Raw genomic sequence first — 21,391 nt, 5'->3', positions numbered from 1 at the left:
TCGGTCTTATTTTTTGAAAGAAAGTAATCGGATCGGTTTTAAATCTCTTATTTTTGATACTATTGATGATACTTTTTCACTTGTAACTATGAACTTTTCCCTTCAGCCCCTTTTAGAAAATGACTATGTAGCCTTAGTCCCCTTATCCGAAACTGATTTTGAACCGCTATATGCTGCTGCTTCAGATGAAAAAATATGGGAACAGCATCCTAATAAGGATCGGTGGAAGAGAGAGGTTTTTCAGTTGTTCTTTGAAGGTGCTGTGAACAGCAAAGGTGCTTTCAAAATTGTAGATAAGCAGACGGAGGAGATCGCCGGAAGTACACGCTTCTATGACTATGACGAAGAAGCCAGAAGCATTCTGATCGGCTATACTTTTTACGCGACGAAATATTGGGGTAAAGGAATTAATCCCGCGGTCAAGAAGATGATGCTGGATTATATTTTCCAATATGTAGATACGGTGTATCTGCATGTCGGAGCAGATAATATCCGTTCACAGACTGCCGTTGAGCGAATAGGTGGAGTAAGTCTGGGTAAGCGGGAGGTTGCCTATTATGGCGAACCATCCCGTACAAACGTCGTTTATCAGATTACGAAGGAGTCCTGGCTTTCCGCCCAGGGTAATTCCTGAAGTACGATTAATAGACTACTGTTTCTTTGACTTCACAGTTTTGGGAAATCCATGCTTCATCAAAGTCACTTATTTCTTTGCGTTTGCCTTTGTAGATATAATAGCTTCTTTCTTTTTCTCCTTTTACAGCCGGGCCGGGCATTTTGTTGGTGATCTTTTCTTCGGGACAATCTCTGATGAGTTCTTTAGGTTTCGATGTATTTTGCTTAACGGCATTGCAACTGCTTAACAGGAAGATAAAGGATAAGTAAAGTATAGGTTTCATATCGTATTTGATTTGCTAACAGAACGAGTATTAAAGGAGATACGATACACAGACCGCATAAAAAATATAGCGTAGATAAAGGAGCACGGACCGCTAAAGAAAGATTTTTGAAACAAGATGTGCAGTTTATTGTTACTTTTTTAGCTTTGGACTTATTGTTAAAAAGTACATATGCTGTTATAGGAATGAAAAACAATAGTATGAAAAGATCTATTTTAAAAGGAATTTTAATCCTGACATCCGGAATATTACTTGTATCCTGTCAATCTGCAGGCCGTTCGGATTCGACTAAGGACAGTGTTGCCAATGTCGATGGCAATCCTGTACCTGTAACGTACAGCTATCAGAATAACGGAGATACTATAGTGCTTCAACTGACCAATCTGGAAGGTAAGGTGACAGGTGAACTGGCTTATCAGATTAAGGAAAAAGACCGCAATACGGGAAGTATTGAGGGTGTATTGACGGACAGCCTGTTGCTGGCGGATTATGTGTTTCAATCTGAGGGTACAACTTCTGTGCGTCAGGTCGCTTTTAAGTTTAAAGGAGACACGGTAATCGAAGGGTATGGAGATATTGAAGAACGGGATGGTAAAATGGTTTTCAAAGATCCGGAAAAACTTCAGTTTCTCTCTGAAATGCCTTTGGTGAAAAAATAGTATGAGAATAAAAGATATCGCTGTTTCGGCGTCCGTAATACTTATTTAATCGTTACTCCTGCTCTGGCGCAAGGATGTTGCTTGTGCCTTTATAGTTTAATGTTTGTAACCTCTCTGCCCTGTGGGCATCTCTCCTTGAAAAGGAGAGAATTGTTCAGGCTTAAGCATTGTCATTTCTCTGGCGCAAGCATTTTGCTTGTGCCTTTAACAGACAAATGTCTAAGGTGTATATATTCCGTTGAATAAAACAACCCGCCAGCCATCGGGATCTTCATAGGTTTTACTTTTTCCTTCCCAATATGGGTTTTCAGGTGCCACAGTTTGAATATTCATGTCCTGTAATCTTTTATTGGCTGCTTCATACTGTTCCGGAATATCATAATATAGCACCAGTAAATTTTCCTTTGTAGGAGCTGGCAGTGAAACAGGGTCTGCATATTGAGTGAATTCGAGATGATGTCCGCTGTCCGGAAGCCCTAACATGACACCATCGTATCCCTGATGTCCCTTGAAGGCGCCTATCTCTGGCAAACCTAAGCCTTCTTTGTAGAATCTGACGACCTCTTTTAAGTTGTTGGTCGGTCTTGCGATCCGGAATTGTACTGCTTTTATTTTTGCTTTTGTCAAGGTTGAGGATTGTGCATACACAGGATTATTTACCATAGCACTAAGAAGAGGGATAAGAGTAAGGCAAATGAATGTTGATTTTTTCATAAATGTATTGTATTTGATAATAATACAAAAGTCACCTGTTTAGGACTGCAGTACAATATCGATACTACGGTATGACGTACCAATTTTACGGATTTTGGCGAAATTCTGTTGGAGAAATGCCTTTTGCCGTTTTAAAATATCTGGAAAAATGAGAAGCGGTGTCGAAATGCAGTTCCTCCGCAATTTCTTTGATACTCAGAGAACCGTAGTTGAGCAGGAGTTCAGACTCCAGGATTATGCGCTGTTGAATAATATGGATAGCAGGTACGCCCAGTTGGCCTTTGACACATTCGCTTAGGTATTTGGGAGAAATATGTAATATTTCCGCATAATCCTTTACGGTTTTCCATTCTTTAAAATGCTGTTCTACCAGTTTTCTGAATGCGTACAGAATCTGAAAAGGTCTGTTGAGCCCCGTGCCTGAATTTAATAAACAGATCTCACAGATACGGTTGTAATCATACAGCAGCTGCAATGCATAGAGCCGGATAATGTCCGGAAAGAAAGGGGATTGTAACCTGATCTCGTGCTGTATGCGGTTTAGCTTATACAGGGTATCTTCATAATCTGCTTCCGGCAGATCAAAAATAGGGGGGTACTCCGGATTGATATATAAAAGTTCGTCCATGACTTCGCTTCTGACAAATCCTTTTTTTATGAAGGCGCTATCAAAAACAAAGACAACAGCATGGAAATCTGCACTGTAATGCTGCAAACTGTAGCTGATCTCTGCTGGTATGATGGAGATGGATGAAGGCCGGATCTCAAACTGATGCCGGGACACGGTTGCATGACCTTGTCCTTCTATACCGAGGATAATCAAATAAAAATTATTCCGGGCAGCAACAACTTCCTCCGATAAAGCATGAAGTCTGACAAAAGCAAATTCTGCAGGCTTTAGCAATATTGTATCCTGGGTGCAGGTATATTTTTCTGAGAAATCGTTAATGGACAGGAGCATAAGCTATGGATATTATATTATCCCTCATGGGTAAGAGCCTGATGCAGTCCTATTCTGTTGCCTTCACTATCTTTAAATTCAGCAACAAACCCCCACTGACCATTAGAGGTCACCGGATAAAGTATCTCTGCACCATTTTGGACGGCAGTATTCAGTGTTTTTGTAATATCCTGTGTATAAAAATAGACCAGAATGCCGGCCAGAGAAGGCTGATAGATCTCACCTTTAGCTAAAGCTCCGGATATTCCCTTTTCTTCCTCTTTAAAAGGAAAGATAGCCATTTCATTGTTATCAATATTATCCATCTCAAACTCAAAACCGAATACCGCTTCGTAGAAAGTCCGTGCACGGTGCAGATCAAGAACGGGAATTTCAAAATAAACAACCGGATTGGAAGACATAGTATACTCCAATTAAAATGTTAATAAACTTGTATTAAAAAGGATTTAAATATAAAGATCTTTATCCGTAATTCAGGTCTGAGAAAAGTCTTTAAAGGAAGTTTATTTCTTATTGCTGATAACTTTAAGATGATTTGCTATTTCTTTAAGACTTTCATTGCTCTCTTGATATAGTTTTACAAAACGTTTTGTAAAAACCAATCCTACGTAATAGACTAAGGAAATTATAAATACGATCCCAGATTAAATAACGATCATAAATTCGAGATGATCTTCATATTAATGATGTTAAGAATTCTTATGAAACGCTATTACTGATATTGCTCAGCAAGCATTACTTTTTCCTCTCTAATGTTATTCTTAAAATCCAGAGTTGTCATGCCCAGTTTTTGTCGATGATAATAGAAGTAAAAATCAAAAGAGCCTCCAACTATACCTCTGTCAGGCACATAGATAAACCGGTCAATACCCCTTTCATACTCATAATAAAAATCAGGTTCATGCCAGTCAGTATATGTCCAGAATTGGAATGCACTATTTCCGTCTTTAAGTTCCCATTTTTTAGAAAGATATTCTCTTCTATCTCTAAGACGGTCAAGGGTAGCTACATACGTTTCATTTGGTAAAGTATAAATAGGAAAGTCTGTTTTAGTATAAGTAGACTCAAATATTAATTCGAAATCTGATACAGTTACAGGATTTAATTTAGTATTGATAGTTCCATAAACATTGCTGAAGATTTCTGGTCGATTTCTGATAGCATAAAACTGTAAAAGGCAATTATAAGGTGTAAAATACTTTCCATCTTTTCTAATCACTATTTTATATTCGTTAAAATACTTTGTTTTTTCACCATATTTTTCAGAGAATATAGACATTGTATTTCGTTGAAAAAGGTTTTTAAGCTTTCCAATAGATAGCAATTTGGATTGTATACTGTCTAAGCTAATTTCTTTCCAATTATCGCTGCTGCCTTCTAAATTTGGCAGTACTGAAAACAATATTAGGTTCTTTTCTGGATCTTCATATTTATCGTAGATGTTATTTATATATACAATATTATAGAGTTCTACACTATTATCTATTCCATATAAAGTTTTTGTAGATACTTTATAAGTATGTAAATCATAATTTTGATTTTCCTTCTTGGGTTCAATTATGAAATATTTTGCCTGTCCAGATAAATATGAGTTACAAATTATTAGAAACAAACCTAATAGTGTAAATCTACGGATTGCATTTTGTGCCAGTTTTTCCATTTTTATGATTATAATTTACACTACCCTCGATTGTGTTCGTATCTGAAATTACTCCTTAAAAATACTTTTATGTAAGAATACTCTGATTAATCGTAGTGAACTCGTCCCACATAATTTTTGATATAAACTTCCGGATATATATTAATATTTCCTTCTAATTCTTCTCCGGAAAAATGTAGAAGATTTAACCGGTCGTTTGGAAGAATAACAGATTTGCAGCCGTTAATATATTGTATACCAATATGTATAGGGATAAGTACAGAGTTGTTACTGGCATCAATTTTAACGATGTCCTTATATACACTTTTAAAATCTAATTTGTCTTTTATTCTAAATATTTCATTTACAAATTGTGAAAATGCACTATCTGAAAATTTAATATAATCTATATCTCCGTTACTTTTAAACTGGACAAACATCATTGTAAAAATAGGGATGCAACGTTTAGCTAACTGGTTGGGATATTTGAAATTTGTGTTAAGACTGTTATAAAAACTGTCGAATCCCTCATGTCTCGTAATATTTTGAGCAGAGGTATTATTTATATATATGAGTATCATTAGTGTTGTAATAATACTCTTTATGGTAAAAAATAAAATGTGTTTCATGCAAGTAATTTAAACTGTTTAGAAAGAATTTGCAGGATCAATCAGATATAAGGTCTTGTACAGATAATAATTGCCTGAAATTGGCTGTCCTTGAAAAGAATAAAGTTTTTTAAGTGATTCTTCATCCACAATTGATAAACATCCATTATCACCTTTCTGATCTGCATCAATCTGTATAGGTATCAAGACATTTCTATTTTCCTTATTGTTATTACTTACGGCTTTATATATACTCTTAAAATCTAGCTTATCTTTTATTCTGAGCATTTCGTTCACAAATGGGGGGAGAGCACTATCCGAAAATTTTATTGCTGTCACATTCCCATCAATTGAAAAATGAATAAACATAAGTGTCAATGTGGGAATACATTTGTTATCCAGTTCTGACGGATATTTGAAATTTAGAACAAAGCTTCGTTTGAATTCTGCAAAATTTGAATCTTTATTCGGTTGTTGGGCATAGCTTCCCTTTAAAAATAATAGGATAGCAACTAATAATAGAATAATTCCTTTCATAAACTCAACGGTTACTATATTAATAGTTGGGTATCCCAACAAAATTTTTGAAATAAATTCCCGGATACATAAAATAATTACCCGTTAATCTTTCTCCTGAAAACTTAAATAAATCTACTATGTCCTGCGGTATGATAGTAGATTTGCATCCTCCTATCTGTTCAGTGTCAATATGTATAGGGATTAATACAATATCATTATTTCTGTTTATATCGACCAGATCATTATAAATGCTTTTAAAGTTCAAATTATTTTTTATTCTAATAACTTCAGTTACAAATTGTGGAAATGCACTATCTGAAAATTGTATTGAATCTATATTTCCTGTTTTTCCAAACTTGATCATCATTACGGTATATACTGGAATACATCTCTTGGACAGCTGTTGAGGATATTTAAAATAGGTGTTAAAGCTCTTGTAAAATGCTTCGTAACCTTTGTAATCATTATTTTTTTGAGCTGAAACAGAAGCATTTAAAAAAGTAAGTGTAAAGAATAGTAGGATTATATTTTTCATAAAGAACAGAATTGTTGAAATAAATACTTTTGTTTTGTATTCCTCAGTTTAATACAACTGCATTGATAATATAAAGACTAGAGTATAAGTAATAATTTCCTGCTATTGGCTTTCCTGAGAAATTATAGAGGTTTTTGAGGTCCGAAGCAATGATATTAGATTCACATCCTAAAGGCCCGGTTTTTTCAGATTCTATAAATATGGGGATGACAGCTATTTTATTCTCTTGATTTATATTAATGATGTCATTAAAAACACTTTTAAAGTCTATTTTATCTTTTACTTTAAAAAATTCATCCTTAAATTGATCAAGTACACTATCTGAAAACTCGATTAAGTCAACACTTCCATCACTACGAAATGTAACCATCATCAAAGTTACAGTTGAAATACATCTATCTTCTAATTGAAAAGGATATTTAAAATTTTTAGAAAAACTGCGATTGAATTCAGCAAAACCAGGATTACGATCCTTTTGTTGAGAAACTCCATAATTTATTAGAAGGGTCATTGCAAGTAAGAATATGATTGCTTTTTTCATCTATTATACTTTATAATTTTGCTATTTCTTTTAGACATTCGTTGCGCTCTTGATATAGTTTTAAAAAAACTTTTTGTGAAAACCAATGCTAAGTAATAGACTAAGAAAATAATAAATACAATCAGCGCCAGATTAAATAATGGCCATAAATTTGAAACGGTGTGCATAATAATATCTGATGAACGCTATTACTTATATTGCTCCGCAAGCATTACTTTTTCTTCTCTAATGTTATTCTTAAAATCCAGAGTTGTCATACCCAGTTTTTTTCGATGATAATAGAAGTAAAAGTCAAGAGAACCTCCAACGATTCCTTTGTCAGGTATATAGATAAACCGATCGATTCCCTGTTCCCAACTTTCTCCATGACTTACTCCATATCTGGGCTTGAAGGTCCAAAACTGATATGCATCCATATTCTTAATCCTAAATTTCCTTGACAGATAGAAACGCTCTAATCCCATATTATCAAATCCCTGAAAATAAACGTTCGGAAATATGGGTAAATCTTTGTCACTATAATTTGCTTCATATACTTTCTCCATATCTTTTATCGATAGAAGTTGTTGATTAGTATTAATTACGTTTGCTGGAACATTAAAGACACCTGGATAATTATTCACATAAAATGTCTGCATATAAGATATGTTTGATTTGTAATATTTCTGACCTTTCTTTATAAGTATCCCATACCGCTCAGGAATTTTTGGCTTATTTTTTAATTCAATATTTGATGGTCCATCTGCTAAAAGCTGTTTAAAACTTAGAATGTTAATATTATGAGGAAATTCTTCATATGTTGTCCATTGTTTAACCGAATTTAATGTTGGGAATACTACAAACAAGAATAGATATTTTATTCTATTTTTAGCAAATTCAGGATTTTCTCTTGGATTTTCTATATATTTTGGCATTATATTAAAAAGATAGACAGAATCATTAGTTCCATAAACATCACGAGTTGATAAAGAAAAACGGCTTACAGAATATTCATTATGGACTGAATCAAGGTCTATTAAAAAATTGGTCTGTTGAGCCAGTGCCGTAATGGCAAATAAACTTATAAAGATACTAATCAGGACATTTTTGACCACTTCTGTTTTGTGTTGCATTTTTCTCATTTCTATTGCTTAAAGTGCTTTGACGTAATCAATAAGAAGATTTTACATAAATAAAAGTCAGAGTATTCTTGTGAAAATTATTGATTAATTATAGCAAACTAATCAGTGTATATCTTTAGTAAACTTCATTATTTTAATAATTTGCTCTCCCTACAAGGTTTTTGATATATACTTCAGGGTATATGTAGTAGTTGCCAACAATTGGTCTTCCTCCAAATTGGAAAAGATTCTTTATATCATTTGCAATGATTATTGATTTACAGCCTCCTATTTGCTCAGAGTCTATGTGTATAGGTATCAACACTGTTTTGTTATCTTTCTTGGCCTTTATTATATCTTTATATACACTATAGAAATCTATGTTATTTTGTACGCGTTTTATTTCATCAACAAATTGTGGAAATGCTCCATCTGAAAATTTAATAGATTCGACAATTCCTTCCGTTGAAAACTGTACAAGCATTAGAGTAAAAGTAGGAATACATCTGTCAGAAAGTTGGGTAGGATATTTAAAGGAAGAAGAGAAGCTCTGATAAAAATTTTCATATCCCATTTGCTTATCATTATTTTGAGCAAATACATTGGTGGAAAATAAAATGATTATACTTGTTATAAATTTTCTCATAATTCTAGCGACTTAATTTAACACTTAATATGTATAGCATTGGATATATATGATAATTTCCGGAAACCGGTTTCCCAGAGAAATTATATAAATTTTGTTGATCTGCTTCCATAATTTGAGGTAAATGTCCTGATATTCCTGTTTTTTCAACATCAATCTGTATTGGTATCAGAACAACTCTAGCTTCTTTGTCTATTTTGGTTACATCATTATAGATATATTTAAACTCTATTTTATCTTTTACTCGGTGAATTTCATCGACAAATTGTTGTAAAGCACTATCCGAAAATTTGATTTCCTTTACAGTTCCGTCATTATTAAACTTTACAAGCATTAGTGTAATTGTTGAAATCCCCCGATCTTTAAGTTCTGATGGATATTTAAAATTATCGAGAAAACTAAATTTAAACTTCATAAAACTTGGATGAGAATCGCTTTGCTGTGTAAAAGAACTGTTAACAACAGCAAATAGAATTAATATCAGAAAATATGCTTTTAATTTCATAAAATAATGTTTTATTGACATTTTTGTCCTTTATAACCAGATTGATACTGATCCAACAAGTTTAAACGTTCGCTTTCAGTAGTTAATTTTGAACCAAGTTTATCTTTTATATTTTGCCAAGACTGATTATTAAGACTATTCTTATAAGCGTCATGTAATCCACTAAAAGATAAGGCATATGCGTCCTTGTCCGATATCTGAAAATTGGTTGTCAAATAGTTTGCCATTAATGTAATGTAATTTGATAACATTATATCATGTTGGTTTGGATTGAAAATAAATCCTTTGTAATTAAGATAGGCATGAATTGATTCGTGAATGATAACAGTAGTAATAAATTCTTGTGAAGAATTTGGTAATGTTTTAACATTTAGCTTTACGTTTATATCCATTGTAATATATTGACCTTGATTATTGATTTGTAGATTTGAAGGAATTGCTCTTCCAAAATTATAATCCTCAAGATCAGTTGTTTCGCTGTAGAAAATATTAAATTTATTACTTTCTCCAAAAATGGATAATAATGTTTCTTCAATTGCAAATTCTATATCTTTTTTTATGATTTTATCGACCATGTTTTTAAGACAAGGATTCTCAATTTTATTTTCTATGTTTTCCTCTTCATCTTGATTTCCATTACCACCACCACCGCCAGGAGCCATTTCGCTGTCATCAACCTCTTCTGTAATATCTTCCGGAAAAGGTGATTTTCCCCGGTCATCGCACACTTTTTCGTATCTAGGACTGCAATAATTTCCTACGCAAACTTCCCCAACTTTAATCCTTGCACAAGCTTCTTCTCCTAATCTTGCAATCATTTTAAATCCTTCTCTATTTTGAAGTGAATTATTTGTTGGATAAATACTGTATGTCGTTTGCCCCACAAAATAATCATCTGTAAGAACAACTCCTGAAAATATTTTTGCATTACTCTTCTTATCAGGAAAGAATGTCAGCATTTCATACTGTGGTATATTGGCTTTAGGATCAATCCGTAAAAGTACTTTGAAACCATAATCTTTAGAGCCATTTTTGAAGGTTGCTAATTGGTTAGCCGGAAGTGATAGTTTAACTGGTATATATACAAAGCCATCTTTACTATGAATGGCTTTATCCCACATGATTTTCCTTTGTAAAGATTGTCTGAAATTAAAGTCAGGCGGAACATTGAATTTAGAAAAAGCAATACTATCTGAATGAAATCTGGCTTTAAGCAATTCAACACTTACTTTGTTGCCAGATTCCTTTTCTAAAGGAAAATCTTCTCTTTTACAGTTATATAGGAATAGGGTTGAAACTAAAAACAGCAATATTTTATATTTCATAATTAAACAGGTTTTTAATAGTTGTCATCAAATGTATATTTATTAAATTGAAATAAAAAAAATATCGACAAATATCTTATAGCCTGAGGTTATAATTATGAAAATTTATCTGAAAATGAGGGTAATACGATGAAAGAGTTCTTATCAGCTCTTAAAAGAAATACTAAGAACTGATTATCATTGATGAGATATAATAACTGTCAATTCCAGAATTCAATGAAATGTAGCAATCAGAGAGGTATTACAATACTATATTATCAGTAATCCATTAACTCCGCTTTAAAACCTTACTCAACAGCTTGTGTTCCTCTTCTGTCAATGGAGTTAATTGTTCCATAAGAGGCAATATATTTTCACGTTGTGGGCTGGACAAGAGTAAGTGCAATAACCCAATTAATGTTTTTTCGGTTTCTGCTTTTATACCCATGAATATCTTGGGTTGTATACAGTAGAGTTCTTTGATCACCTGGAGCAAGTCTTGTTTTTGATTCTGCTCATCATAGGAGAATACCGGAAGTACAGCCTTTTGTTCTATATCTGCGAGGTAAGTGGCCGCACCCTTTTCTTTGATGTACTTCTTCTGTTTCCGATAGAGAAATTCTTTCAGATCACTGTTGAGTTTCCGATAAACAATATGGTGATTGAGCTGACTGAAAAGATTATCCTGTTCTCCGTCAGCTAAGGATTCCCGTTCAAAGGAATCAAAAAACGGGGATTCGATATAGACACTATGATGAAAATCTATCGCATTGTTATTGTAGCTGGTCAGTTCCTTTGCGATCTCTACTTTATCCTTATTCAGAAAATAGTAATAGTAGCGGTCACCGATGCTGTCTCCCCAGCGGATATAGTTGATGCGGAAAGGGTAGACCTGCTCCTGATGATCAGCTATAGTCCATACAACAGCATCTTTTTCCAAGATGAGCTGCTCATAGGCCAGCGGTTCGTCAGAGACAGACAGGTTGAATCCCAGGTCCTTATTTAACAATAAAAACCAGCCAAATTCCTGTGCCAGAAACGTGTTAAATTCCGCACTGTTCAGTTGTGCTGCAGTGATGCCGAATACACCCTCCAAAATCACCTTTGTACCGGCATGTGCAGCTTTGGAGATCACTTTATTAATATCTTCATATTCGTCTTTCTGATTGCGTTCTATAACAATACTGTATTCCAGAAGACTTCCTTCGTGAAGGTAAACGGTCTGCCAGGTCGCCCGGGTCGCAAACAACGAAAAAGAAAAACGACCTTTTCCTTTTTTACCCCGGGTGTAAGAGGAGCGTTGTATATTTTTCTTTTTAAGGGAATCCAGAAAATTTCCGAAAGAAATATTCAGAGTTTCCAAAGGAATCCCCTCACCATTGTCCTCTATGACTATACGCTGAATATGTCCCAGTTCATTGGCTTCAGCATACAGATTGACATGTGTCGCTTTGGCATCAAATCCATTCCAGATATACTCGGCAATTGCCTGGCGGTAATCTTTTGGAAGTCCTGCTGAATCAATACTGGCATTTGTGACGTTGGCTTTGTTCTTCATTTCGGAGAAATTATATCAATATACGAATGTAAGAAAACTTTAAATGTTTATCATCTTTTGCTTTTTAAGGAGCTGATCGTAAAAATATGAACGATCATAAGGGAAGATTGTATAATAAGCAGTATTTTCATGTCGGACAGTATATTGCGCTTATGCTATATCTGCAAACTTACGCTCTGTAAAATTGTTAATGCATTAAATACATGCGTATATGAACCTTTTATATTCCCGGAAAAGTATGACTGCAATAGTTGTAGCATCTATCTGTGCAGCGTTTGTGGCCTGTAATTCGTATAAATTTTATCAAAATAAAGACTATTCTTTTTACCAGCCGGACTTTGGGTTGAGCGACACCTCTATGTTGCGTACAGACGGAGTGTATGTCCTGCAGGAAATATGGACCAGTCAGCGTGACACTAAAAGAACAGTGACAGCGAAGGAAAGAGAAATTTATAAATTTTATCCCGCAGGTCAGGTGAATATGGTGCTGGATCCGGAAGATACTATATCCCGTAAAGGTGCCTATGCAGCTGCATTTAATAACAGTATTGCGGATCAGATCGCAAAAAAAAGCCGTACGCTTTTTCAGAGTTATTACAGAACAGAAGGGGACAGGTTAGTAGTACAGCGTATGAATACCCCTTTGGCCCGGTTTAATTATACCTATTTTACGGTAAAAAAGGATACATTGATACAGGTCTCCTCTACTATAGATGGAGGTGGGAAGATCAGGGATAAGTATTATACGGATTATTATAAGGCATACTATATATTTGTGCCGGTGAAGGATACTTTTACGGCGCCCAACTGGTAAGCTGTCGGGTCGCAAAAGAATTTAGATATCATCTGCTGAAATTCATTTAAAAAATAAAGTACATGGCAATACAGATCAACTGGGGTATGATCGGAGCGGGGGATGTCACGGAGGTGAAGAGCGGACCTGCCTTTAAGAAAGTTGCAAATTCGGATCTGATCGCTGTTATGCGCAGAAATGAAGAAAAAGTTAAGGATTATGCCGAAAGACATGGCGTGCAAAGATGGTACACGGATGGACGGGCATTGATCGGGGACAAGGATGTGAATGCTGTATATATCGCTACTCCTCCGGATTCACATGTGGCGTATGCGATAGCAGCTATGGAAGCCGGCAAGGATGTGTATGTTGAAAAACCTATGGCATTAAACAGTGCGGAAGCAGAAAAACTGGTACAGGCTCAGCAGTTATACGGACGCAAACTGGTGATTGCTCATTACCGCAGGGCTCAGCCTTATTTCAGAAAAATAAAAGAGCTGCTAAATAATGGGGCTATCGGCACCGCAAGACTGGCTTCTGTTCGTTATTTTCAGAAGACACTGACTGCAGAACAGTTGCAACAGCCCAAGATGCAGTGGCGTATAGATCCGCAACAATCCGGAGGGGGGTTGTTTCATGATATTGCACCGCATCAGATCGATCTGATGTATTATTTTTTCGGTAAAGTAACAGCAAGCAGCGGTATCTCTCACAATCAGGCCAAAGTATATCCGGCCCATGATATTGTATCAGGACAGATCTTATTTGAAAGTGATGTCGTGTTTCAGGGGACATGGGCATTTAGTACATATGAAGAGCGGGACGAATGCGAAATCATAGGTTCAGAAGGGCGCCTATCCTTTTCGTTTTTTGATCAGCGTATTATACGGTTATCCAATAACGATGGGGAGCAAGAGTTTAAATTTGAGCCTTTACCTCATGTACAGCAACCTATGATCGAAGAGGTGGTAAATTATTTTGGTGGTAGAGACACGAATCCCTGCAGTGCCGCTGAAGGTCTGGCAGTCATGCAGGTAATGGATAGTTTTACTGGAGATGAATCTCTATCTGTCTTAAAATAAAATATTTTGGCTATTGAGCAGCAGAATAATCCTCTTCTTTACCGATGTTGTTGTATACCTTTTATTGAAATTTCTTTTTTTTCAATCGTATTTTTAAATTTGTATCACATTGTTACCTAGTACCTATAAAAAACGACGTCTGTTATTCGTCCAATTCATTCTTCATGAAACTTGTGTTTTACTTTTTGTTATGGTTTATTCTGTTGGTAGTTCCTTACCCATTGCTCGCACAACAAACCGCAGCTGACAGCCTATTGGCTAAGATTGATAAAGAACCTTCCGATTCTTTAAAAGCCGTTTATTATTACAAGCTGGCTTCTACAACGTATCTGCAGGATGCTAATCGTGCTCAGGAATGGGCAAATAAGGGCATGCAGCTGACAAAAGAGCGAAAGTTAAAAGACCTGGATCTGGACTTTCTGAACCTTAGCGGTGTTATTTATCTGAAACTGAATGAGTATGATAAGAGTATTGAAACTCATTTTAAGGTATTAAAACTCCGGGAAGCGAAAGGTGACAAAAAGGGTATGGTGCGTGCTTTTATGAACATCGGAAATGTGTTTAATAAAAGCGGAGACACCAAGCAAGCTTTACGCTACTATCAGGAGAGTCTGACGCTCGCCGAACAGATCCGGGACAATCAGTCTATCGGCAATCTGTATAACAATATTTCAAATATATACAGTCAGGATGCACTGGATAACGGAAAGCCTGATGCCATCAAACAGGCGGTGCAGTATCTGCTGAAAACAATACAGTTTGCAAAAAAGAATGTGCCGGATCAGGATCTTTCAAATACGTATATCTTATTGAGCTATGTCTATCTGAAAGACGACAAACTGGAACTCAGTAAGAAATATACGGATCTTGCTGTAGCCCTTACTGATAAGACAAAGGATAAGCTGGCCGGTTCGTATGCACGTATTAACCGTGCTAATATTCTGGTAAAACAGGGTTTGTTTGAGGAGGCTACACAGGAGGTTGCCCGGATCAAAAAACTGATCCGTGAAAGTGGATTGGATTATCTGAATGATGAATTCAGTACCGATTTTGAGAAAATAGCAAAAGCTGTAAAAGAAAAAGATACTTCCGTCTTATTAACGGACAAGGATAGTCTGCTGCGGGTGAGTGAGGAAGAGGCCGGGCTGCAACGACTCAAAGTAAGAGAAGAACTGCGTGAAAAATATGAAAGTGAGAAAAAGGATCTGGAGAATAAAAATCTGTTACTGGAAAACCGCAGTATAGAGCAGGAAGCTAACCGGATCAAGATATTATGGGTGGCTACAGGAGCTATTGTGCTGATACTGGCAATGCTGTTTGTACTGATACGCAAGAAAAATCATTTGTTAAATGAAGAGCGGGAAAGACTGCTGGAGGCTAATGAAGAAATACGGCAACAAACGGAGATGATAAAGGAGCAGCATCGATCCCTGATGGAAGCAGAGCGGTTCCGGTCGCGTATATTTTCGGTGGTTTCGCATGATCTGCGTGCACCGATCAGTACTTTTCAATCTTTATTATCTTTTTCCAAGATAGCCGAGATTCCGCCGGAAGATATCCGAAGTTCGTTGCTCAAGATTGGCCTTGAAGTCAATATTGCCTCTACGATGCTGGATGAATTGTTAGTCTGGTCTGCGGGACAAATGTCCAGCGAGGAGTTGCGGTTAGTACCTATTGAAGTCCGCGAAATCGTGCAGTCCAGTCAATTGCTGTTTCAGGAAAGAATTACAATGAAGAGTTTAGCGCTAATCAATGATGTATCGGATACATTGGTTGTGCAGGGAGATAGAAAACGCTTTGAGTTCATTATCCGTAATCTGATCAGCAATGCCATTAAATTTAGTTTTACAGGCCGTCCTATTACAATAGGCGCAGAGCAGTCGGATACTGAGCTACAGATCTATGTGAAAGATGAAGGCGTAGGGATGAGCGAAGAGCAACTGCTAAGTCTGAAGAGTATCTCGACGAAAAAAAGCCATCCCGGCACCTGGGAAGAAAAAGGTACCGGCCTTGGTCTCTTGTTATGTGATGACTTTGCTGCCCGAATGGGCTGGTCCATTTCTGTCAGTAGTCAGGAAGGGTTCGGAAGTATATTTTATATCCACATACCTCTTTCTGATATTAGATAAGCAGAAGGCTTACTTCGATATATGGATTCGTCAGATTTTAGACGGCTTTCGCAATCCGTATGTCAGAGCTACGATAAGCATCAGGAAGGCAATCAGCAAAAATGCCGTATCTATCGAAAAACGGAAGGATATATAACCTAGCATTGCCGGACCAGCCAGCTGACCTGCATATCCCATGGTACTGATAACCGGTATTGCGATAGTGGCCGGAACATTCCGGATGCGTCCGCCTTCGCTAAAGAATACAGGAACAATATTCGCAGCACCGATTCCCAAAAGTATAAATCCGAACAGCGTAAGCGGTAGCCAGGAAGCAGCTACAGCAATAAAGATACCTGCAGCAGCGATGACTGATCCGCCTACTACAACTGTCTTCCCGTCTAATCGGGAAATAATACGGTCACCTAACAGGCGCATGGTTGCCATGGCTACAGAGAATGCGGCATAGCCAACACCGGCAAGCTCCGGTGCTACACCTTTATTTTCCCGAAGGAATATTGCACTCCAGTCTAACATTGCCCCTTCAGAAAGAAAAGTGATAAAGCACATCAGCCCCAAAAACAGTATACTTGCCTGTAGCCAGGATACACCCGTCTTTTTCTTTTCGTCCGGTGCAGCCGCAAATTTTGCAATCAATTCCTTCTCTGTGTGCATATCAAACAAAAACCTGAAATTCCAGGAGACAATACAGATGAGTAAAATACAGATAGCGACAATGGCGGTGATAGGGGGAAGTCCCATCTTAATCAGAAAACCTAAGCCCAATGATCCCAATAATCCGCCAACACTGAAAAGTCCGTGAAGGGAAGACATAATTGGTTTTTCAGCACTATTCTGTACCTGTACCCCGTGTGCGTTCATGGCAACATCTACAGTACCGAGCGCTCCTCCGAAAAGGAATAAGGAAACACCCATCCATATTGGCGAGCTGATAATCAGCAGTAAAGGCAGGATAAAAGCCGTGGCCAGTGCTGCCACCAGTATAACCCGGCGTGTACCGTATTTGTGTGAAAGAATTCCACTGACGGGCATCATAGCGATAGCTCCGGCACCCAAAAGCAAAAGCAGGATTCCAAGATCAGCATCATTAATTCCTAATCTGTCCTTGGCATAAGGAACCATAGGCGCCCAACTGGAAATGGCTAATCCGCAAACCAGAAATATAGCTTTGGTTGCAGTAGTGGCCCTTGTTGTTTTGAGTTTCATTTCCATCATTATGATAATCTTATTATTGCAAATAAATGCAAATTTTCATAAAATTGCAAAATAATTAAAGCGTTGTCGAAAAATAAAATTGGTATTTGCAATGAAAATAGAACATTTGGCCATATGGGTAGCAGATCTGGAAAGAATGAAAAACTTCTATATAAAATATTTTGCTGCTGTGGCGGAGGAGAAATATATAAATGAGAAAAAACAGTATATGGCTTATTTCCTGCAATTTTCTGAAGGGGGTACCCGTCTGGAACTGATGAACAGGCCGGATATCTTTCCTGCTACATGCCGGGGGATTATGGAAGGGCTTACGCATTTTGCGATTACTGTAGGAAGTAAGGAGGATGTGGATAGCATGACAGAAAGATTGCGCAGGGACGGATATACGATCTACAGTGAACCCCGGATTACCGGAGACGGGTATTATGAGAGTGTAGTGTTTGATCCCGAGGGTAATCATCTGGAGCTTATTGCTGCTTAAGGTTGGATGTATAATCATTAAATTTTTAAGTCATGTTAAAGGAAGAACGTTTTGATCATATTCTGACTGTTCTGAGGGATTCTGGAAAAGTGGGATATACTCCGCTTTCAGCTGATCTTTCTGTTTCAGAAGATACGATCAGAAGAGATATAGATACCCTGTCAGACCGGGGACTGCTTGTAAAAGTAAGGGGCGGGGCTATACTGCCGGCCAAAAATCCGCTTAATTTTCAGGACCGCAGCTCTTATTTCACTACAGAAAAGGAGATCATTGCCTTGAAAACGCAACCATTTATCAAAGCCGGACAGACGATATTTATGGACGGAGGTACGACTATTTGCGAGATTGCAGCTCATTTGCCTGCTCATTCAAATTTCAGAGTTATTACCAATAATCAGGCTTTGATTCCTCTGCTATCCGTATACAAAGGGATAGAAATTATTGTTTTGGGAGGAATTTACAACCGGGAGGCGCAGGTAAACATCGGTTTACAAACCTGTGAAGAAGTACGTACATATGTGGCCGATCTGTATCTGATGGGGGCCTGTGCTATTCAATATCAGTACGGTATTACTGCCGGCACTAAAGAAGAACGAGATCTAAAACAAGCTATGTTAAAGTCTTCCTTGCAACAGATCGTGGTGAGCCATACGGATAAACTGAACAGTACGTATCCGTTTAAAGTATGCGATGTGTCGGATGTAGATACCTTGATAACGGAAGCAGCAAGTGATGATAAGCGGCTGGATGATTTTCGCGGGTCGGGAATTCAGTTGGTTTAAGATATCCGAAATTATCTTTGCAACAAATGTTCTTCAAAGATGAACGTTGGTCTTTCCGGTTTTTTATTCTTATTTTAGATACAAAATGTAGCAGATGCTACAGGATGTTTACCTTCTAATGAGAAACAGTTATGATTAAAAGAATCTTTTTATTTACACTTTCGGCAGGTCTTCTTGCGGTATCATGTCAGTCTAATACAAATCAGAACAACAACAGTACAAATACATCTGATACCAGCGAAAATGTGCTTTCTGAAAAGATACCTGACATTCCGTTTACAGAAGCTGAACGATACTTTGTCAAAAACACCTATAATAACAGCAAAACCGAAGAGTTAAAAATTACTTCGCAGGAAGAATTTGATCGTATTTTTGGTATGGCAGCTGTGATGGGAGAGGATGGAACGCCTACCTCTATCGACTTTGCTAAAGTATATGTCTTAGCAGTGATCGGTACGGTCACAGATACAGCGACTACCATATCGGCTTCCTCACTGAAGCAGGTCGGTGATCATCTTGTGCTGGATTATATAGTCAAAGAAGAAGGTAAACAGTCATTTACAGTACATCCTGTACTGTTGGTACTTGTTGATAAACAATATCAGGGAGAAGTCAGGTTCAATAAACAATCCTGATTACTGCATTTAAAATTACTGTATGTGCAGAGAAAACGTATTTCTTCTGCACATACAGCTCTTTTTGAAGTGAGCTAAAAAGGGGGACATATCAGTACTCTTGCCGTTACGAGTAATTGTCCCGTATGACGCTGTGTATGCTCTGCTGCATGGAAAAGCAAGCCCGTTAAAGTCGTCGGTATACGCTTACGACCCAGATAGCGGATAGCAGTCAGCTGATCAGTATCCGTACTGCACAATTGGGAGATAGCGGATTGCAGTTGTATTTCCAGTTGGAGCAGGAGACTTTCTACAGTCACTGTGGGATCTACCAGGCCCTCCTTTGCCAGATAGCTCAATTGCTGCTCAGAAAGCGGACGATCCTGTGCATAGGTAAACATACGGTCTATAACTCCGATCATATGCTGTAAGTGAAATCCTATAGACGCAACTCCGGAAGGACGTTGCCAGAGGCTCTGTTCATCTATGCCTTTTACAGCATCAGTAATATCTTCCTGCGCCTGTAAAAGGGCGTGCGCGACAGGCTGCAATAACCCTGGTACGCCGGCAATCGGCCCCCGCATCCACACTTCAGGTTCTGTTGCCTTTTTCATATTTATCTGTAAATACCATAAGTTAGTAATTATTTTTTGTATATGAGGGCTTTCTAACTACCGGTTTTCTTATTTGTATTGTCTTCGCAAACTGTGTTTTCTTTTGTGAAAAGCATCCATACTCCATAGTGCCCAGATAATAAGTACAGGCTGCATAAATAGCCGAAACAGCCGGAGTCCGTCGGTATTTAATCCGAAAGCGTCCCTCTGTTCTGTGTATTGTGCTATGTTGCCCGGAAAAACAGCAATAAAGAACAGTGCTACAAACCAGGGGATCCAGTTTTTACGATGTCCCCAGATAAGGATCAGTAAGGCAAGCCCGATCTCTGCAATACCGGACAGGATGACAACCAGATCTACATCCATCGGAACCCATGGCGGTACTTGTGCACGAAATTCCAAACGGGCAAAACTCAGATGACCGATACCCGCAAATAGAAGAAATAATCCCAATGCAATACGGGCAATATGTTGAATCGTTGATATCTTTCTGTTTCTCATGGTCAGGGTAATTGATATGTAAGATTAGAAACAGCCAACGATGGATAAAGTTTAGTAAAATATAACCCTTTTTTGAAATTCCGTAGTCCGTAAGGTTAGAATATAGCTAGTGCTGTGTAATAACAAACCATAGGCAGCCTTGTTAGGCTGTCTATGGACTCTTTTGTATTTAACGTGTAGTATAACCCCCATTTGCAAAAATGGTCTGCCCGGTGATCCACCAGCCTTCTGTAACCAGAAACCGGATCAATGGCGCGATATCGTTGATATCTGTCAGTCCGCCAAGTGCAGAGGCAGATTTGTGATAGGCGACAGCATCTGCTGATTCCTGACCGTAGAAGAAAGGCGTGTCCATCGGACCGGGGCCCACCGCCGTAACAGAAATACCCCGTTCCCCAAATTCCTTGGAAGCCATTCTTGTAAAATGCTCAACAGGTGCTTTAGCTCCGGCATATGTGGAATATAATCCTGTATAGGCTGCCAGAAGGGAAGTAACTATTGTACATATCTTGCCATTGTTGTTTAATGTTTTACCGGCTTCCTGTATAAAGAAATAAGCGATTTTGGAGTTGATATCAAACATGGTGTCGTATTCTTCCTCAGTTGTTTCCAGAAATGGTTTTTTGAGGACCATTCCAATGGTGTTGACAGCGATATCAATACCCCCGAATTTTGATATGGTTTCGTTGAAAAGTTTTTTGATATTTTCTACATGAGTCAGATCTGCCTGAAACAGAAACGCTTCTCCTCCGGCATGTTGAATCTCCGCCAACGTTTTTTCGGCTTCGGCTTTTGTGCTCTCGCTATTAAAGTGGATGGCTATTTTTGCTCCCTGACTTGCAAAATTCCGGCTCAACAGTCCGCCGAGGTTTTTACCTCCGCCAGCTATTAATACTACTTTTCCTTTTAAATCATTTCTTGCCATAAGATTTTTAATTTGTTTGTATGGCAAAGTTCTGTAATGAAAATCAGAGTGATATGGTGAACTTTTC

General features: G+C 37.5%; 25 protein-coding genes. 8 read left to right on the top strand and 17 right to left on the bottom strand.

Features of this window, described 5'->3' with window-relative positions:
* The first annotated feature begins 88 nt into the window (after positions 1 to 88).
* Entirely contained in the window at positions 89 to 634 is a 546-nt protein-coding gene (locus I6J03_RS00570) for a GNAT family N-acetyltransferase (RefSeq protein ID WP_236586212.1), read from the top strand.
* Between the two features lie 7 nt (positions 635 to 641).
* Here I6J03_RS00570 and I6J03_RS00565 read toward each other — a convergent pair whose 3' ends face one another.
* A complete protein-coding gene (locus I6J03_RS00565; protein ID WP_003007245.1) occupies positions 642 to 899 on the bottom strand; it encodes a hypothetical protein in 258 nt (85 codons plus the stop codon).
* Between the two features lie 200 nt (positions 900 to 1,099).
* Here I6J03_RS00565 and I6J03_RS00560 point away from each other — a divergent pair, with 200 nt between their 5' ends.
* On the top strand, positions 1,100 to 1,558 hold the full coding sequence (locus I6J03_RS00560) for a hypothetical protein (protein ID WP_232279710.1): 459 nt from the start codon (positions 1,100 to 1,102) through the stop codon (positions 1,556 to 1,558).
* Positions 1,559 to 1,777: 219 nt separating this feature from the next.
* Here I6J03_RS00560 and I6J03_RS00555 read toward each other — a convergent pair whose 3' ends face one another.
* The 12 genes from I6J03_RS00555 to I6J03_RS00500 form a co-directional block, all read right to left on the bottom strand.
* Positions 1,778 to 2,272, bottom strand: coding sequence for a VOC family protein (locus I6J03_RS00555; RefSeq protein WP_003007242.1), 495 nt, complete (start codon positions 2,270 to 2,272; stop codon positions 1,778 to 1,780).
* Between the two features lie 85 nt (positions 2,273 to 2,357).
* Complete coding sequence (locus I6J03_RS00550; RefSeq protein WP_003007241.1) at positions 2,358 to 3,233, bottom strand: AraC family transcriptional regulator; 876 nt, start codon at positions 3,231 to 3,233, stop codon at positions 2,358 to 2,360.
* 17 nt (positions 3,234 to 3,250) lie between these two features.
* Positions 3,251 to 3,634, bottom strand: coding sequence for a VOC family protein (locus I6J03_RS00545; protein ID WP_003007239.1), 384 nt, complete (start codon positions 3,632 to 3,634; stop codon positions 3,251 to 3,253).
* A gap of 311 nt (positions 3,635 to 3,945) precedes the next feature.
* The gene (locus I6J03_RS00540) at positions 3,946 to 4,893 is read right to left on the bottom strand and encodes a hypothetical protein (protein ID WP_003007238.1); all 948 of its coding nucleotides are present in this window, start codon (positions 4,891 to 4,893) and stop codon (positions 3,946 to 3,948) included.
* Positions 4,894 to 5,519: 626 nt separating this feature from the next.
* Complete coding sequence (locus I6J03_RS00535; protein WP_003007234.1) at positions 5,520 to 6,017, bottom strand: hypothetical protein; 498 nt, start codon at positions 6,015 to 6,017, stop codon at positions 5,520 to 5,522.
* A 19-nt stretch (positions 6,018 to 6,036) separates the two neighbouring features.
* Complete coding sequence (locus I6J03_RS00530; protein WP_003007232.1) at positions 6,037 to 6,534, bottom strand: hypothetical protein; 498 nt, start codon at positions 6,532 to 6,534, stop codon at positions 6,037 to 6,039.
* Between the two features lie 43 nt (positions 6,535 to 6,577).
* Positions 6,578 to 7,075, bottom strand: coding sequence for a hypothetical protein (locus tag I6J03_RS00525; protein ID WP_003007228.1), 498 nt, complete (start codon positions 7,073 to 7,075; stop codon positions 6,578 to 6,580).
* A 188-nt stretch (positions 7,076 to 7,263) separates the two neighbouring features.
* A complete protein-coding gene (locus tag I6J03_RS00520) occupies positions 7,264 to 8,196 on the bottom strand; it encodes a hypothetical protein (RefSeq protein ID WP_003007226.1) in 933 nt (310 codons plus the stop codon).
* A gap of 133 nt (positions 8,197 to 8,329) precedes the next feature.
* Positions 8,330 to 8,821 carry a hypothetical protein gene (locus I6J03_RS00515; RefSeq protein ID WP_003007224.1) on the bottom strand — a complete coding sequence of 164 codons (492 nt, stop codon included), beginning with the start codon at positions 8,819 to 8,821 and terminating at the stop codon, positions 8,330 to 8,332.
* A gap of 4 nt (positions 8,822 to 8,825) precedes the next feature.
* Positions 8,826 to 9,326 (bottom strand): hypothetical protein, encoded by a 501-nt coding sequence (locus I6J03_RS00510; RefSeq protein WP_039990035.1) that lies wholly within the window; start codon positions 9,324 to 9,326, stop codon positions 8,826 to 8,828.
* An 11-nt stretch (positions 9,327 to 9,337) separates the two neighbouring features.
* The gene (locus I6J03_RS00505) at positions 9,338 to 10,651 is read right to left on the bottom strand and encodes a hypothetical protein (RefSeq protein ID WP_003007220.1); all 1,314 of its coding nucleotides are present in this window, start codon (positions 10,649 to 10,651) and stop codon (positions 9,338 to 9,340) included.
* Between the two features lie 268 nt (positions 10,652 to 10,919).
* Positions 10,920 to 12,188, bottom strand: a complete 1,269-nt coding sequence (locus I6J03_RS00500) for an ATP-binding protein (RefSeq protein ID WP_003007218.1) — start codon at positions 12,186 to 12,188, stop codon at positions 10,920 to 10,922.
* A 238-nt stretch (positions 12,189 to 12,426) separates the two neighbouring features.
* Here I6J03_RS00500 and I6J03_RS00495 point away from each other — a divergent pair, with 238 nt between their 5' ends.
* From I6J03_RS00495 to I6J03_RS00485, 3 genes are all read left to right on the top strand, one after another.
* Positions 12,427 to 13,002: a hypothetical protein gene (locus I6J03_RS00495; protein WP_003007216.1), complete on the top strand. Its 576-nt coding sequence runs from the start codon at positions 12,427 to 12,429 to the stop codon at positions 13,000 to 13,002.
* A 62-nt stretch (positions 13,003 to 13,064) separates the two neighbouring features.
* Positions 13,065 to 14,063 carry a Gfo/Idh/MocA family protein gene (locus I6J03_RS00490; RefSeq protein ID WP_201694065.1) on the top strand — a complete coding sequence of 333 codons (999 nt, stop codon included), beginning with the start codon at positions 13,065 to 13,067 and terminating at the stop codon, positions 14,061 to 14,063.
* A 164-nt stretch (positions 14,064 to 14,227) separates the two neighbouring features.
* Complete coding sequence (locus I6J03_RS00485) at positions 14,228 to 16,192, top strand: tetratricopeptide repeat-containing sensor histidine kinase (protein WP_003007204.1); 1,965 nt, start codon at positions 14,228 to 14,230, stop codon at positions 16,190 to 16,192.
* A gap of 30 nt (positions 16,193 to 16,222) precedes the next feature.
* On the opposite strand, the gene I6J03_RS00480 is transcribed toward I6J03_RS00485, so the two are convergent.
* Positions 16,223 to 17,398 (bottom strand): MFS transporter, encoded by a 1,176-nt coding sequence (locus I6J03_RS00480; protein WP_198137110.1) that lies wholly within the window; start codon positions 17,396 to 17,398, stop codon positions 16,223 to 16,225.
* Positions 17,399 to 17,498: 100 nt separating this feature from the next.
* Between I6J03_RS00480 and I6J03_RS00475 the strand changes: the two genes are divergently transcribed.
* The 3 genes from I6J03_RS00475 (at position 17,499) to I6J03_RS00465 (ending at position 19,305) form a co-directional block, all read left to right on the top strand.
* On the top strand, positions 17,499 to 17,888 hold the full coding sequence (locus I6J03_RS00475) for a VOC family protein (protein ID WP_003007200.1): 390 nt from the start codon (positions 17,499 to 17,501) through the stop codon (positions 17,886 to 17,888).
* Positions 17,889 to 17,920: 32 nt separating this feature from the next.
* On the top strand, positions 17,921 to 18,670 hold the full coding sequence (locus I6J03_RS00470) for a DeoR/GlpR family DNA-binding transcription regulator (RefSeq protein ID WP_003007198.1): 750 nt from the start codon (positions 17,921 to 17,923) through the stop codon (positions 18,668 to 18,670).
* A 131-nt stretch (positions 18,671 to 18,801) separates the two neighbouring features.
* Positions 18,802 to 19,305 carry a hypothetical protein gene (locus tag I6J03_RS00465; RefSeq protein ID WP_003007197.1) on the top strand — a complete coding sequence of 168 codons (504 nt, stop codon included), beginning with the start codon at positions 18,802 to 18,804 and terminating at the stop codon, positions 19,303 to 19,305.
* A 74-nt stretch (positions 19,306 to 19,379) separates the two neighbouring features.
* Here I6J03_RS00465 and I6J03_RS00460 read toward each other — a convergent pair whose 3' ends face one another.
* The 3 genes from I6J03_RS00460 to I6J03_RS00450 form a co-directional block, all read right to left on the bottom strand.
* Positions 19,380 to 19,898 carry a DinB family protein gene (locus I6J03_RS00460; RefSeq protein ID WP_003007195.1) on the bottom strand — a complete coding sequence of 173 codons (519 nt, stop codon included), beginning with the start codon at positions 19,896 to 19,898 and terminating at the stop codon, positions 19,380 to 19,382.
* Positions 19,899 to 19,967: 69 nt separating this feature from the next.
* Positions 19,968 to 20,399 (bottom strand): DoxX family protein, encoded by a 432-nt coding sequence (locus tag I6J03_RS00455; protein WP_003007193.1) that lies wholly within the window; start codon positions 20,397 to 20,399, stop codon positions 19,968 to 19,970.
* A gap of 169 nt (positions 20,400 to 20,568) precedes the next feature.
* Positions 20,569 to 21,324: an SDR family oxidoreductase gene (locus tag I6J03_RS00450; RefSeq protein WP_003007190.1), complete on the bottom strand. Its 756-nt coding sequence runs from the start codon at positions 21,322 to 21,324 to the stop codon at positions 20,569 to 20,571.
* Positions 21,325 to 21,391: the final 67 nt, after the last annotated feature.

Source organism: Sphingobacterium spiritivorum (assembly GCF_016724845.1).
GTDB lineage: Bacteria > Bacteroidota > Bacteroidia > Sphingobacteriales > Sphingobacteriaceae > Sphingobacterium > Sphingobacterium spiritivorum_A.
The sequence above is the reverse complement of the archived record's forward strand: the minus strand, read 5'-3'. Positions and strand labels throughout refer to the sequence as shown.

What these genes read in the sequence shown, in the direction of transcription:
- I6J03_RS00500 (WP_003007218.1), bottom strand. Translation starts at nt 12,188, where the DNA reads ATGAAGAACAAAGCCAACGTCACAAATGCCAGTATTGATTCAGCAGGA.
- I6J03_RS00470 (WP_003007198.1), top strand. Translation starts at nt 17,921, where the DNA reads ATGTTAAAGGAAGAACGTTTTGATCATATTCTGACTGTTCTGAGGGAT.
- I6J03_RS00450 (WP_003007190.1), bottom strand. Translation starts at nt 21,324, where the DNA reads ATGGCAAGAAATGATTTAAAAGGAAAAGTAGTATTAATAGCTGGCGGA.
- I6J03_RS00565 (WP_003007245.1), bottom strand. Translation starts at nt 899, where the DNA reads ATGAAACCTATACTTTACTTATCCTTTATCTTCCTGTTAAGCAGTTGC.
- I6J03_RS00535 (WP_003007234.1), bottom strand. Translation starts at nt 6,017, where the DNA reads ATGAAAGGAATTATTCTATTATTAGTTGCTATCCTATTATTTTTAAAG.
- I6J03_RS00515 (WP_003007224.1), bottom strand. Translation starts at nt 8,821, where the DNA reads ATGAGAAAATTTATAACAAGTATAATCATTTTATTTTCCACCAATGTA.
- I6J03_RS00550 (WP_003007241.1), bottom strand. Translation starts at nt 3,233, where the DNA reads ATGCTCCTGTCCATTAACGATTTCTCAGAAAAATATACCTGCACCCAG.
- I6J03_RS00465 (WP_003007197.1), top strand. Translation starts at nt 18,802, where the DNA reads ATGATTAAAAGAATCTTTTTATTTACACTTTCGGCAGGTCTTCTTGCG.
- I6J03_RS00520 (WP_003007226.1), bottom strand. Translation starts at nt 8,196, where the DNA reads ATGAGAAAAATGCAACACAAAACAGAAGTGGTCAAAAATGTCCTGATT.
- I6J03_RS00555 (WP_003007242.1), bottom strand. Translation starts at nt 2,272, where the DNA reads ATGAAAAAATCAACATTCATTTGCCTTACTCTTATCCCTCTTCTTAGT.
- I6J03_RS00480 (WP_198137110.1), bottom strand. Translation starts at nt 17,398, where the DNA reads ATGAAACTCAAAACAACAAGGGCCACTACTGCAACCAAAGCTATATTT.
- I6J03_RS00475 (WP_003007200.1), top strand. Translation starts at nt 17,499, where the DNA reads ATGAAAATAGAACATTTGGCCATATGGGTAGCAGATCTGGAAAGAATG.
- I6J03_RS00530 (WP_003007232.1), bottom strand. Translation starts at nt 6,534, where the DNA reads ATGAAAAATATAATCCTACTATTCTTTACACTTACTTTTTTAAATGCT.
- I6J03_RS00485 (WP_003007204.1), top strand. Translation starts at nt 14,228, where the DNA reads ATGAAACTTGTGTTTTACTTTTTGTTATGGTTTATTCTGTTGGTAGTT.
- I6J03_RS00540 (WP_003007238.1), bottom strand. Translation starts at nt 4,893, where the DNA reads ATGGAAAAACTGGCACAAAATGCAATCCGTAGATTTACACTATTAGGT.
- I6J03_RS00560 (WP_232279710.1), top strand. Translation starts at nt 1,100, where the DNA reads ATGAAAAGATCTATTTTAAAAGGAATTTTAATCCTGACATCCGGAATA.
- I6J03_RS00460 (WP_003007195.1), bottom strand. Translation starts at nt 19,898, where the DNA reads ATGAAAAAGGCAACAGAACCTGAAGTGTGGATGCGGGGGCCGATTGCC.
- I6J03_RS00545 (WP_003007239.1), bottom strand. Translation starts at nt 3,634, where the DNA reads ATGTCTTCCAATCCGGTTGTTTATTTTGAAATTCCCGTTCTTGATCTG.
- I6J03_RS00525 (WP_003007228.1), bottom strand. Translation starts at nt 7,075, where the DNA reads ATGAAAAAAGCAATCATATTCTTACTTGCAATGACCCTTCTAATAAAT.
- I6J03_RS00505 (WP_003007220.1), bottom strand. Translation starts at nt 10,651, where the DNA reads ATGAAATATAAAATATTGCTGTTTTTAGTTTCAACCCTATTCCTATAT.
- I6J03_RS00490 (WP_201694065.1), top strand. Translation starts at nt 13,065, where the DNA reads ATGGCAATACAGATCAACTGGGGTATGATCGGAGCGGGGGATGTCACG.
- I6J03_RS00455 (WP_003007193.1), bottom strand. Translation starts at nt 20,399, where the DNA reads ATGAGAAACAGAAAGATATCAACGATTCAACATATTGCCCGTATTGCA.
- I6J03_RS00495 (WP_003007216.1), top strand. Translation starts at nt 12,427, where the DNA reads ATGACTGCAATAGTTGTAGCATCTATCTGTGCAGCGTTTGTGGCCTGT.
- I6J03_RS00570 (WP_236586212.1), top strand. Translation starts at nt 89, where the DNA reads ATGAACTTTTCCCTTCAGCCCCTTTTAGAAAATGACTATGTAGCCTTA.
- I6J03_RS00510 (WP_039990035.1), bottom strand. Translation starts at nt 9,326, where the DNA reads ATGAAATTAAAAGCATATTTTCTGATATTAATTCTATTTGCTGTTGTT.